The sequence below is a fragment of the Flavobacterium artemisiae genome, from assembly GCF_042678225.1.
Lineage (GTDB): Bacteria > Bacteroidota > Bacteroidia > Flavobacteriales > Flavobacteriaceae > Flavobacterium > Flavobacterium artemisiae.
The window spans coordinates 959779-972707 of the sequence record NZ_JBHUDZ010000012.1 but is presented as its reverse complement, the minus strand read 5'-3'; the positions used below and the strand labels follow the sequence as shown (position 1 = coordinate 972707).

At 34.6% G+C, this 12929-nt stretch carries 10 protein-coding genes and 1 tRNA gene; 1 reads left to right on the top strand and 10 read right to left on the bottom strand.

Annotation, left to right across the window (positions count from 1 at the left end):
• The first annotated feature begins 391 nt into the window (after positions 1 to 391).
• Entirely contained in the window at positions 392 to 1219 is an 828-nt protein-coding gene (locus ACFSC2_RS14895) for a hypothetical protein (RefSeq protein ID WP_379814620.1), read from the top strand.
• A 120-nt stretch (positions 1220 to 1339) separates the two neighbouring features.
• Here the strand turns inward: ACFSC2_RS14895 and ACFSC2_RS14890 are convergent.
• The 10 genes from ACFSC2_RS14890 to mraY all read right to left on the bottom strand — a co-directional run bounded on the left by ACFSC2_RS14890 (position 1340) and on the right by mraY (position 12921).
• Positions 1340 to 1413, bottom strand: a tRNA-Arg gene (locus ACFSC2_RS14890).
• Between the two features lie 73 nt (positions 1414 to 1486).
• Entirely contained in the window at positions 1487 to 1936 is a 450-nt protein-coding gene (locus tag ACFSC2_RS14885) for a GatB/YqeY domain-containing protein (protein WP_379814621.1), read from the bottom strand.
• Between the two features lie 208 nt (positions 1937 to 2144).
• Entirely contained in the window at positions 2145 to 4121 is a 1977-nt protein-coding gene (gene ftsZ, locus ACFSC2_RS14880) for a cell division protein FtsZ (protein WP_379814622.1), read from the bottom strand.
• 88 nt (positions 4122 to 4209) lie between these two features.
• On the bottom strand, positions 4210 to 5622 hold the full coding sequence (ftsA, locus tag ACFSC2_RS14875; protein WP_379814623.1) for a cell division protein FtsA: 1413 nt from the start codon (positions 5620 to 5622) through the stop codon (positions 4210 to 4212).
• A gap of 6 nt (positions 5623 to 5628) precedes the next feature.
• A complete protein-coding gene (locus ACFSC2_RS14870; RefSeq protein ID WP_379814624.1) occupies positions 5629 to 6351 on the bottom strand; it encodes a cell division protein FtsQ/DivIB in 723 nt (240 codons plus the stop codon).
• Entirely contained in the window at positions 6338 to 7687 is a 1350-nt protein-coding gene (gene murC / locus ACFSC2_RS14865; RefSeq protein ID WP_379814626.1) for a UDP-N-acetylmuramate--L-alanine ligase, read from the bottom strand. The genes ACFSC2_RS14870 and murC overlap by 14 nt, the downstream gene beginning before the upstream one ends.
• Before the next feature lie 156 nt (positions 7688 to 7843).
• Positions 7844 to 8929 (bottom strand): undecaprenyldiphospho-muramoylpentapeptide beta-N-acetylglucosaminyltransferase, encoded by a 1086-nt coding sequence (gene murG, locus ACFSC2_RS14860; RefSeq protein WP_379814627.1) that lies wholly within the window; start codon positions 8927 to 8929, stop codon positions 7844 to 7846.
• A 26-nt stretch (positions 8930 to 8955) separates the two neighbouring features.
• Positions 8956 to 10275: an FtsW/RodA/SpoVE family cell cycle protein gene (locus ACFSC2_RS14855; RefSeq protein ID WP_379814628.1), complete on the bottom strand. Its 1320-nt coding sequence runs from the start codon at positions 10273 to 10275 to the stop codon at positions 8956 to 8958.
• An 81-nt stretch (positions 10276 to 10356) separates the two neighbouring features.
• Positions 10357 to 11688 carry a UDP-N-acetylmuramoyl-L-alanine--D-glutamate ligase gene (gene murD / locus ACFSC2_RS14850; RefSeq protein ID WP_379814629.1) on the bottom strand — a complete coding sequence of 444 codons (1332 nt, stop codon included), beginning with the start codon at positions 11686 to 11688 and terminating at the stop codon, positions 10357 to 10359.
• Positions 11689 to 12921 carry a phospho-N-acetylmuramoyl-pentapeptide-transferase gene (gene mraY, locus ACFSC2_RS14845; protein ID WP_379814630.1) on the bottom strand — a complete coding sequence of 411 codons (1233 nt, stop codon included), beginning with the start codon at positions 12919 to 12921 and terminating at the stop codon, positions 11689 to 11691.
• Positions 12922 to 12929: the final 8 nt, after the last annotated feature.

Here is a 12929-nt window from a genome sequence, read left to right as displayed (position 1 = left end):
TTGTTTCTTTGACTGATATTTAAAATAAGCACACGAATTTAAAGAGTAAAGTTAAAGATGTATTAGAAAAATCTTTTGTTTTAAAACGATTTTTCAAAGTAAAATATACTGTTTTCCGATAGCGCGGATTTGCAATCCGTGCCCGCAACAGTAAGACACAAAACGAATCATTAAAACAAAAATTACACAAATTAATGTGCTTTTTTATATTTGCAAAGAAAACTAATCAATCTTTGTGGGCACGCATTACAAATCCGCGCGATCGTTGCGGAGATAAATCTACGCGATCGGGATTTAATTTGAAAGATTTAACAAAAACGAAGAATGGAACCTAATTCTATCTAGAATCACTCCAGAATAAAAACATTGCGCGTCATTTTAGCCAAACAAAATGAAAACCAAAAATTTGAAAAAATTAATCAATTACTCTAACGAAAAAATATTTACTAGACTATTAGGTAATAAGTCTAATGCTAATTATTGGAATTATGTTAGTGAATTAAGAAAAAGGAAATCAAAAGATATTTTTGAAAAAAGTATTTTACTAATGGAGTCCAAAATAGCAAAAGAACGAATTATTGGAATTGATGTTTTGGCTCAATTTGGATATCCAAGATTACACAAAAAAATAATCTTAAAAAAGTTCTTTCATTTACTAAAAAACGAAACAGATAAAAACGCAATAAGTTCTTTATTTTATGGAATTGGTCACAACAATGAAGACTTAACTATTAAGCAAATCGATTTGATTTGTTCATTTAAGAAAAATAAAAACAGTAAAATTAGATCTAGTTTAGCTTTTGCATTGTTAACAAAAGAAGAACCTAACGCAATTGATACATTAATAGAATTAAGCAAAGATCAAGATTATGAAATAAGAGATTGGGCAACATTTGGTCTTGGAACTCAAATAGAAACTGATAATGAAGATATTAGAAATGCTCTTTGGAAAAGAATTAACGACAAATACGAAACTCCAAGATTTGAAGCAATATTTGGTTTGGCAAAACGAAAAGACAAAAGAATAAAAGAAATATTAGTAACTGAACTTGAAAATATTGATGAATTTGGTTCTTTAATTTTAGAAGCAATAGAGGAATTCAACGATAAAGAATTTATTTCGTTAATCGAAAAACAAATTGAGAAAAATAAAAAGTTGAAAAAAGTAGAAGAAAGTTGGTTATTGAAAACTATAGAAAAATTAAAAGAAACAGAATAAAAAATGAATGATCATTTCTCTCAACAACGACTTAGTAAAAAATAAAATGTTGAAGGATTCCATTCTCGAACCAAAAAAAGCCTGCAAAATATACACTTTGCAGGCTTTCAAAATTTATAGTGACCGCGGAGGGGTTCGAACCCCCAACCCTCAGAGCCGAAATCTGATATTCTATCCAGTTGAACTACGCGGTCAGTTTATTTTAGATTTATGATTTTAGAGTTCAGATTAAATCTAAAATCTGAACTCTAAAATCTAAAATTATATTTACGACAATAATTTCTTTACAATTGTAGAGATTGTTTTTCCTTCAGCAGTTCCGCCTAATTGAGCAGACGCTAATCCCATTACTTTACCCATAGAAGCGATTCCAGAAGCGCCTGTTTCTGCAATGATTTTTGCGATCACAGCTTCTACTTCTTCTTCGCTTAATTGCGCTGGCAAAAACTTCTCGATTACAGCAACTTGTGCCAATTCTGGCTCAGCTAAGTCTGGACGGTTTTGTTCTGTAAAGATTCTTGCGCTTTCTTTACGCGTTTTCACCAATCTTTGAAGCAGTTTAATTTCTTCGTCTTCAGATAAATCTTCGTTAGAGCCTGAAGCTGTTGAAGCTAATAATAATTCAGATTTAATTGCTCTTAAAGATTCTAAAGCTACAGTATCTTTTGCTTTCATGGCCGTTTTAATCTCGTCCATGATTTGTGTTTGTAAACTCATGTTTAATATTTTATTTAGATAAGCAATGCTCGCTTATATATTGATTATTTGATATTGAAAGTGTTTAGCAATTTGCTCAAACCGACAACAGAATTAACTTTAAAAGTTAAGTTAAGAAGTCAAATCTATAAATTCTGTGCGAAGATAAAAAAAATAACCCGAAAATTAAATCCAATTTTCGGGCTATCCTAATATTAAGATTTTTAAATTAATCTACATTATCATGCAAAAATGAATTGTTTGAACGTAACTGTAAATCATTATTACTATCTGTTCCTACAGAGATTCTAGAATTTGTATTATTGGATTGAGAATTAGACAAATCTATTCCTAATCTTTTGTAAGCTGGCTCTTTTTCCAACTCGTCAATTCTAGAAACGTTGTTGTGGAATTTATAGTTAAATTCTTTCAGTTTCTTTCTTCTTTCTTCAGCTCTTAAACGCAATGTTTCTTCAATAGTTAATTCTAATGGAGAAACTTCAGAAGTTGTAGAAAAATCTGGCTGGCTCGTAAAATCTACTCTTGGTTTTAGAGTGATATTCAATTCTGCCGGAATTGTTTCTTCTTTTGCTTTTTCAACTGGTTTAGAAGCTATTAAATCATTTTCAACCTCCATATACTCTTCTAGAGAATATTTGATAATTCCGTTGTCTGCTACCTCTGTAACTGGCACAAACTGTACAGGATCGTTTACTTTGATCTCACGAGTTTCGTTTGTTAATTCAAATAAAACTCTATTATCTTCAATAACTGGCTCTCTTTTTACCGGTTCTTGTTTGAACAAAGGAAGATCAAAAGAAAAAGTGGTCTGCTCTTCTCTTTCAAATGTTCTTTGCTGTTGTACTGGCTGTACTTCTTGAACTGGTGGTTGTGGAGTTGAAATTGTAAAATCGATATCTGTTATTGGCGAAACAATTTCGAAAGTTACATCAAGGTTTTTGATAAACTCAGACATAACCACCAACTCTTCCTGATTGATTGCTGGAGCAACAGCTTGGACCGGAGCCGAAGTCGGAGTAAATGTTTCATCATCATCCACTAATTCAAAAACAACTTTCTCTTCAACTTTTGCTGTAGGTGTATCTGTAGTTAAGTCAAAAGAAGTAAGCGGTCTATTTGTCAAATTATGAACACTTCTTTGCTCATCCTCTAATGTATGAATGATTTTCTTTGGTTCTGTATTTACAATTTCGTTTTGTTGTTCAACATCAAAACCTGTAGCAATAATAGTTACGGCAATAGCTTCACCAAGAGTTTCGTCTTCACCAACTCCCATGATAATATTAGCATTGTAACCAGCTTCGGCCTGAATGTGATCGTTGATTTCTCCAATCTCATCTAGAGTAATCTCATTTGTTCCAGAAACGATAAGCAACAATACGTTTTTGGCACCTGTAATTTTATTGTCGTTTAACAACGGAGAATCTAAAGCAGAAACGATCGCGTCTTTTGCTCTATTTTCACCTGTCGCCACAGAAGATCCCATGATCGCAGTTCCACTGTTTGCCAAAACAGTTTTTGCGTCACGTAAATCGATATTTTGAGTATAGTGGTGCGTAATTACTTCAGCAATACCTCTAGAGGCAGTTGCCAAAACTTCATCCGCTTTAGAGAATCCAGCTTTGAAACCTAGATTTCCATATACTTCTCTTAATTTGTTGTTGTTGATTACAATTAACGAATCGACTTGCTTACGCAATTTTTCGATTCCTAAAAGCGCTTGCTCCTGACGAACTTTCCCTTCAAACTGAAACGGAATCGTCACGATACCAACTGTTAATATTTCTCTTTCTTTGGCTAATTGTGCAATAACCGGAGCAGCGCCTGTTCCTGTTCCACCACCCATACCAGCAGTAATAAATACCATTTTAGTATTTCTATCCAACATTTTTTCAATATCAGAAATACTTTCTATAGCCGACTGCTGTCCAACATCTGGATTTGCTCCTGCTCCTAATCCTTCAGTTAAATTAAGTCCTAACTGAATTTTATTAGGAACTGAACTATTTTGAAGCGCTTGCGAATCGGTATTACAAACGATAAAATCTACGCCTTTAATCCCTTGTTTAAACATATGGTTGATGGCGTTACTTCCGCCTCCTCCAACACCTATTACTTTGATTACATTTGATTGATTTTTTGGTAAATCAAATGATATACTTCCAAATTCTGAGTTGCTCATCATCTTTTTGGTTTTTTGAAATTCTTATTAAGTACATTTTTTACTTCTTGACTTGGGGCAAAAAGTAATCTCCTTCTCTTTTTATTCTAAATTATTCTGCGTTGTCTAAAAATTCTTTGATTTTATCAACGTATCGATCAAAAAATGATCTTCTTATTTTGTTTTCAGTAGATTCTGAAGAAGCCTTAGTTGTTTTAACTTCTCTTGGCTCCTCTTGAATAGTTTCTACTTTCTCAACGTAGTTTTCTTCAACTTCGTATCGCTGCACTTGCGGAGTTGGTACTGTTCTGTAAACAACTTTTGGCTGTTCGTTAACCAATTCCATTCTCACAGCACTTTGTGAGTTGTTTTCGATACTGTTCATTACTAATCCAACTGCAGTAGCAAACAACGGACTTGAAATTTCTTCACTAGAATTTCCTGCCAAATGTTCGTTCGGATATCCAATTCTGGTATCCATTCCTGTAATATATTCTACCAATTGTTTAATGTGCTGTAACTGTGCGCCACCGCCCGTTAATACAATTCCTGCAATTAGTTTTTTACGAGGATCTTCATGACCATACGCTTTAATTTCAGCAAAAACCTGTTCTATAATCTCCACAACTCTCGCGTGAATAATTTTAGAAAGATTTTTTAACGAAATCTCTTTCGGCTCTCTTCCTCTTAAACCAGGAATAGAAACAATCTCGTTGTCTTTATTTTCTCCCGGCCAAGCAGATCCGAATTTTACTTTTAAAAGCTCTGCTTGTTTCTCGATAATCGAACAGCCTTCTTTGATATCATCTGTAATTACATTTCCACCAAACGGAATTACCGCTGTGTGACGAATGATACCATCTTTGAAAATTGCTAAATCTGTTGTTCCACCACCAATATCAATAAGTGCAACCCCAGCTTCTTTTTCTTCCTGACTTAAAACAGCATCTGCAGAAGCTAATGGTTCTAATGTTAATCCAGATAATTCGATTCCTGAACTCTGAATACATCTTCCCACGTTTCTGATTGAAGAAGCCTGGCCTACTACAACGTGAAAACTAGATTCCAATCTTCCGCCGTACATTCCGATTGGTTCTTTAATCTCAGACTGACCGTCAATTTTAAATTCTTGAGGAAGTACATGAATGATTTCTTCTCCTGGCAGCATTGCCAATTTGTTAACCTGATCGATCAACATTTGGATATCATTTTCACCAATTACCTCTTCTGGATTATTTCTACTGATATAATCTGTATGTTGAATACTTCTGATGTGTTGTCCGGCAATACCCACAACAACATCTTTGATTTTGTATCCTGAATTATTTTCTGCTTCGATTATCGCTTGCTGAATCGATTGTATCGTCTGCGTAATGTTGTTTACAACTCCTCTGGCAACACCCAAACTTTTGGATTTACCAATGCCCAAAATCTCTAACTTACCATACTCATTCTTCTTGCCAATCATGGCAACGATTTTGGTTGTTCCAATATCTAGACCTACTGCAATATTATCTTTTTCCATTTTCTATTATTTAGTGCAAACTACTTGTTCCGTAAACCTAAGGTCAATCTTACTGTATTTGTATAACGAACTATCTAAAACTGCTTTTTGAAAAAACGCTTTATAGTTTCTAAATTTTTTATCAACATTCATTGTTCTTCCAAAATCTATGAAGTAATCAAAGTTTCGATTAAACATTTTTAGGCTGCCATTCGGCATAATTTGTATAGCAATGATGTTTTTTTTCAAAAACGCATCGTCATAAATTGTGCGAAATAAAGCAGCTAAATCTTCGTTATTTTTTTCATTTATTGCCCCCGAAACAAGAGGAACGCGCGCAGTGAAATTGTCTGACAATGGCATTTTATTACCCTCGTAGTCAATATAAAAGGAAGCGCCGCCATCATAAACTCTTGCTATGGGCGTCTTCTGTTTTACTACTGCTTTTAGAACACCATCGATACTTACAAAAACGTCTGACTTTTCAATCATGTCTTGCGCATCAAGGATTTTCTCTATCTTATTCAAATCTACTTCATCTTTTCTAATAGTGGAAGCGTCGCGTTTATTTTCTATTAACAATTTATTAACCGATTCAGGCTTCACAAAAAGTGTATTCTCCCCTACAAAAACAACCATCGATTTCTTCAATTTTCTATCGCCATTTCGATGTTGTGCGAATGAATATAAAAAGACCGCAGCCCCTAAAATGAGAACCAAACGTATATTTGCCCAATTAAATATTTTCATTTAAAATCTTTTTAATTGAAGGAACCATTTCACCTAAATCACCAGCTCCTATTGTTACAATTATTGGTGCATCACTGGCTTTGATTTCACCTAATAAATTTTCTTTTGCAACAATTTTTTTGTTCGAATTTGTCATTTTTCCTAACAACCATTCAGAAGTAACTCCTTCCATTGGAAGTTCTCTCGCTGGATAAATATCCAATAAAAAAACTTCATCAAACTGAGACAAACTTGCAGCAAACCCGTCAACAAAATCTTTTGTTCTACTGAATAAATGCGGTTGAAAAACCGCCAATACTTTTTTACCCGGATAAAGCTCTCTAACCGCCTGATGAACAGCATTTATTTCTGTTGGATGATGCGCATAATCATCAATATAAACTAAGTTTTCACTTTTAATTTGATATGAAAAACGTCTTCTAATCCCGTTGAATGACGCAATTGCTTTTGCGATAGCATCGGTCGCAATGCCGTACGTTTTCGCCATTGCAATAGCCATTAATACATTCATTAAATTATGTCTGCCAGGCAGTCCAAAACGCAGCTCTTTCATAATTTCTGACGGCGTCTGCACATCAAAAACATAACTGCTATCTTCTATCCTAACATTAAACGCTTTATATACAGCATCTTCATTTACAGCACATTGAACACCATCTAATGGTAATTCGTTTGTAATGAAGAGTTTATTTCTATCTTCAACTTTCGAAGCAAATTCTCTAAAAGACTCTTCAATTGCATCACTTGTTCCATAAATATCCAAATGATCTGCATCCATAGAAGTCACACAGGCAATATCGGGACGTAAATGCAAAAACGATCTATCAAATTCATCCGCTTCAACAACTGTAACTGTTTTACCGCTTCCGATAAGATTTGAATTATAATTCTCTACAATTCCGCCAATAAAAGCTGTAACATCTGCACCGCTTTGAAACAAAATATGCCCAAGAATACTAGAAGTTGTTGTTTTTCCGTGCGTCCCCGCTACTGCAAAACAAAAAGTATCTTTGCTTATAATTCCAAGAACCTCTGCACGTTTTTTAACTTCGTAATTTCTTTCAATGAAATAATTCCACTCTGAATGTGTTTTAGGAACCGCCGGAGTAAAAATTACCAATGTATTTTCTACATAGTAATCTTTGGGAATTAAATTAATATCATCTTCAAAATGAATATCAATACCACTTTCGATTAATTCAGTGGTAAGCATAGAAGGCGTTTTATCGTAACCAGAAACCTGTTTCCCGATAAATTTGAAATAACGTGCCAGAGCACTCATTCCGATGCCGCCAATACCAATAAAGTAAACGTTTTGTATTTGATTTAAATTCATTTTTAATTCTTGTTTTTCAGACCTTTACTAATTCTTTATTTTTGTAAAAAACTAACTATTAAACCTTTATAATTTTTAGCTGGTTAGAGGCCTAAATTGCCTAAAATAGCGTTCAAATTTATTTTTGATGTTGTATAATTTCCTTTAAAAGTTATATTATAACAACTTTTTAATCTGTTCTACAATTTGCTTTGTTGCATCTGGACGAGCCAGTTTTTTAATATTATCGCTTAATTGTTTCTGTTTTCCGTGATCTTTCAGCAGCGCTTCAAAAACAATGCTAAACTCGGTTTCTAACTCAGATTCTTTCAACAAAATTGCACCTTTTGCTTCCACGATTGCCTGAGCATTTTTAGTTTGATGATCCTCAGCTACATTGGGTGACGGAATAAAAATCACTGGTTTCCCTACAATGCACAATTCTGATACTGACGATGCTCCTGCGCGTGAAATTATGACATCTGAAGCTGCGTAAACAAAATCCATTCTTTCAATAAAATCAACCACTTTTACATTTGGCTGATTGTATTTTTTATAATCTTCAAAATATAATTTTCCGCACTGCCAGATTACCTGAACGTTTTGCGAAAGAAAATTTTGTAATTCTTTTTCAATTAATTGATTGATTCTTCTTGCACCTAAACTGCCGCCTAAAATCAACAATGTTTTTTTATTCGGATCTAAACCGTAAAACGCAATTGCTTCGTCGCGCTTACTTTCAATATCAATCAAATCCTGACGAACCGGATTTCCTGTCAAAACAATTTTTTCTTTTGGAAAAAAGCGTTCTAAATTTTCGTAAGCCACACAAATTGCATTCGCTTTTTTGCTCAACAATTTGTTTGTAATTCCTGGAAAAGAATTCTGTTCCTGAACCACAGTCGGAATTCCTGCCGAACCTGCTGCTTGCAATAACGGTCCGCTAGCAAAACCTCCAGTTCCAATTACCACATTTGGCTTAAACTTTCGGATAATTCTTTTTGATTCCAATAAACTGCTTGCGAGTTTTAATGGAAACATCATATTTTGCAAAGTCAGTTTTCGCTGTAAACCTGCGATCCAAAGACCTTTTATTTCGTAACCTGCCTGAGGTACTTTCTGCATTTCCATTTTATCTTTGGCACCTACAAAAAGAAATTCTGCATCAGGAAATTGTAATTTTAATTCATTCGCAATCGCAATCGCAGGATAGATATGCCCTCCTGTTCCGCCGCCACTAAGTATGAATCTATAATTTTTCATTTTTCTAAAAATTACAATGTTTGTTTTTATTTATTTAAAACTGCATTCATAGGATTTCTTGAATTATCCTGAATAGAATACATCGCTTCTTCTTCGTAAATTTCTTCTCTTTCATCTACTGGCAAATCTTCTTCCGCCAGTTCTTTATCAATTAATCTTTGAAGCGCTTCTTTACGTTTTTCTTTTTCTACTTTCTCTTCAGCTATTTCTTCTTCTTTTCTCGTCACACTAATAATAATTCCCAAAGAGAAACAAGTCATCCAAATCGAACTACCTCCAGAACTTATCAGTGGAAGTGTTTGTCCCGTTACCGGCAATAATTCAACAGCAACCGCCATATTGATCATCGCCTGAAATATCATTGGAAAGCCAAGTGCGATTACCACGAGTTTTCCAAAAAGCGTATTGGCTTTATGCGAAGCAATCACAAATCGGAACAAAAGCAATAAATATAAAATCACAATCGAAACACCACCAATTAAGCCATATTCTTCTACAATAATGGCGTAAATAAAGTCGGAAGACGATTGCGGTAAAAAGTTCTTTTGAACACTTTTTCCTGGTCCCAATCCACCAAATTGTCCAGATGCAATGGCAATTTTTGCTTTTTCAATTTGATAATCATCTTCGTCTGGTTTATCTGTAGTAAAGTTTGCAATACGACTTTCCCATGTTGAAACCCTGCTAAAGAATCTTGATTCTGGAAATGCTTTTGCCACCAAAAGGAAAAATGCCAGCATCGCAATTCCTGAACCTATAATGAATCCAATATATTTTAATGGATATTTCCCAATGAACGTCAACATCATTACCATAGCAAAAATCAATGCCGTGGTTGAAAAGTTGGCTGGTAAAATCAAAATCAAAGTAATGAATACCGGAATCCAAAGCTGTATAAACGACGTTTGAAAAGGCTCATTCTCTTCTTTCTTTTTTGATAAATATCTCGCCACGTAAATAAACAGAACGCTTGCCGCTAAAGTCGAAGTCTGAAATGTAATTCCGATAAACGGAACCTGAATCCAACGACTCGCATTTGCACCTGCAATTACAGTTCCTTTCAGCAAAGTGTACAATAACAAAAGCCACACGACAGGAAGCGCAATTTTAGAAATTGCCCTAAAATAATGATACGGCACCTTGTGAACCCAGTAAATAATCAAAAATCCGATGCAGATATGCGCCAAATGTTTAACCAAATATCCAAGCGTATTTCCTGTTCCGTGTCCGATATAGGCCAAATTACTACTCGCACTAAAAACAGGCATAAACGAAAACAATGCTAATAAAGCCACGAATGACCATATTACTCTGTCTCCTTTTAGTTTATTTACGAGTTCTTTCATAATCTTTTGTTTCAGGTTTTTCTTGTTTCAGGTTTCAAGTTTCAGGAGTCAACTTGAAACCTGAAACTTGAAACTAATACATTACAAGTTGTGCACCGCTTGCTTGAATTGTTTTCCTCTGTCTTCGTAGTTTTCGAATAAATCGAAACTTGCGCAGGCTGGAGACAATAAAACTACATCACCTTTTTCTGTCAATCTTTGAGCTGTTTTTACAGCATCGTTCATATTATTAACTTCAACCATAATGTCGACAACATTTCCGAAAGCGTCAATTATTTTTCTATTGTCAACACCAAGACAAATAATTGCTTTTACTTTCTCGCGAACCAATGACATTAATTCGTTGTAATCGTTTCCTTTGTCAACACCTCCCACAATCCAAACTGTTGGCGCATTCATACTGTCTAAAGCAAAGAAAGTAGCGTTTACATTTGTTGCTTTTGAATCGTTGATATATTGAACGTTTTGTATTTTTAATACTTTTTCTAAACGGTGTTCAACACCTTGGAAATTAGATAAACTTTCGCGGATTGTTGCATTTCTAATCTGCATCAATTTTGCTACCGAGCTTGCTGCCATTGCGTTTTTCATATTATGTTTTCCTTCTAACGCAATGTGTTCTGTATCCATTGTAAACTCTTCTTGGTTGATCTTTATTTCCATTTTGTTGTTATTTATAGAAGCTCCTTCGTCAAAACTTTTCGTCAATGAAAAAGGAATTAATTTTGCTTTTGTTTTGTTGTTTTTTAACCATTCTGTACTAGCTTCATCATCTGCGTCGTAAATCAGATAATCGCTTTCGGTCTGGTTCATCGTGATCCTAAATTTCGAATTGATATAATTTTCATATTTATATTCATATCGATCTAAATGATCTGGACTTATGTTTGTAATTATGGCAATATCCGGCCGATAATCTATAATTCCGTCTAATTGAAAACTGCTTAATTCAAGAACGTAGGCATCGTATTTGTTTTCAGCTACCTGCCAGGCAAAACTCTTTCCGATATTACCCCCTAAACCCACATTTAATCCTGCAGATTTTAACAGATGATAGGTCAGCATTGTTGTAGTTGTTTTACCGTTACTTCCCGTAATTCCAACCGTTAAAGCTTCTGTGTAAGGTTTTGCAAATTCTATTTCAGAAATTACTTTTATTCCTTTCTCCACCAGTTTTTTTACAATTGGCGACTTTTCTGGAATTCCCGGGCTTTTCATTACAACATCAGCATTCAAGATTAAATCTTCTGTGTGCTGCTCTTCTTCCCAGGCAATTTTATTAATGATAAGAACTTCTTTATAACTCTCTTTTATCTTTCCGAAATCAGAAACAAAAACTTCATATCCTTGTTTCTTCCCTAGGATTGCGGTTCCTACACCACTTTCTCCTCCTCCTAAAACCACCAATCTCATTTATCTTAATTTTAAAGTAATGATTGATAAAATGGCTAACATTACGGCAACAATCCAGAAACGGGTTACGATTTTACTTTCGTGATATCCTTTTTTCTGATAGTGATGATGCAAAGGCGACATTAGAAATATTCTTCTTCCTTCGCCAAAACGTTTTTTGGTATATTTAAAATAAGTTACCTGAATAATTACTGAAGCACTTTCTGCTAAGAAAATTCCACAGAACAAAACAATTAATATTTCTTTACGCACTGCAATTGCCAAAACTGCGATGATTCCTCCAATTGTTAAACTTCCCGTATCTCCCATAAATACCGAGGCTGGAAATGAATTGTACCAAAGAAATCCGATCAACGCTCCTACAAAGGCTGAAATAAAGACGGTCATTTCTCCCGAATTAGGGATATACATAATGTTCAGATAATTCGAAAAAATGATATTACCCGAAACGAATGTAAAAATCCCGAGCGCGAGGACCGATATTGCCGAGGTTCCTGCGGCGAGTCCGTCGATTCCGTCTGTTAAATTAGCTCCGTTTGAAACTGCTGTGATGATAAAAATCACAACAGGAATAAAAATCAACCAAGCCCATTTCTCATATCCATCTCCCATAAATGACAATACTTCTGCGTAATCAAATTCGTTGTTTTTTACGAACGGAATTGTCGTTGCTGTAGATTTTTCTTCAATACCTGCTGGAACAATTACAGTTGAATTTACAGCTCCTCTAAAAACGTCTGTACGGCCCGTATCTGTTCTCACCGTAACAGCTGGATTAAAATACAAAACCGCTCCAACGATAATCCCTAAACCAACTTGACCAATAACTTTAAAAATACCTTTTAAACCTTGTTTATCTTTTTTGAATATTTTGATATAATCGTCAACAAAACCAATTGTTCCCATCCATAAAGTAGTTACAATAAGCAATACGATATAAATGTTATGCAAACGTGCAAATAACAAAACCGGCAGTAAGGTTGCGAAAATAATAATCAAACCTCCCATTGTTGGTGTACCTGCTTTTTCATTTTGACCTGCAAGACCTAATTCACGAACTGTTTCACCAACTTGCTGACGACGCAAAAAGTTGATAATTCTTTTACCGTAAATTGTTGACAAAAGCAACGAAAGCATAAATGCCAAAGCTGATCTAAATGTGATGTACTGGAAAACTCCTGTTCCAGGAAGATCCAATGTCTTGTCAAAATATTCGAATAAGTAGTACAGCATATTTTTCT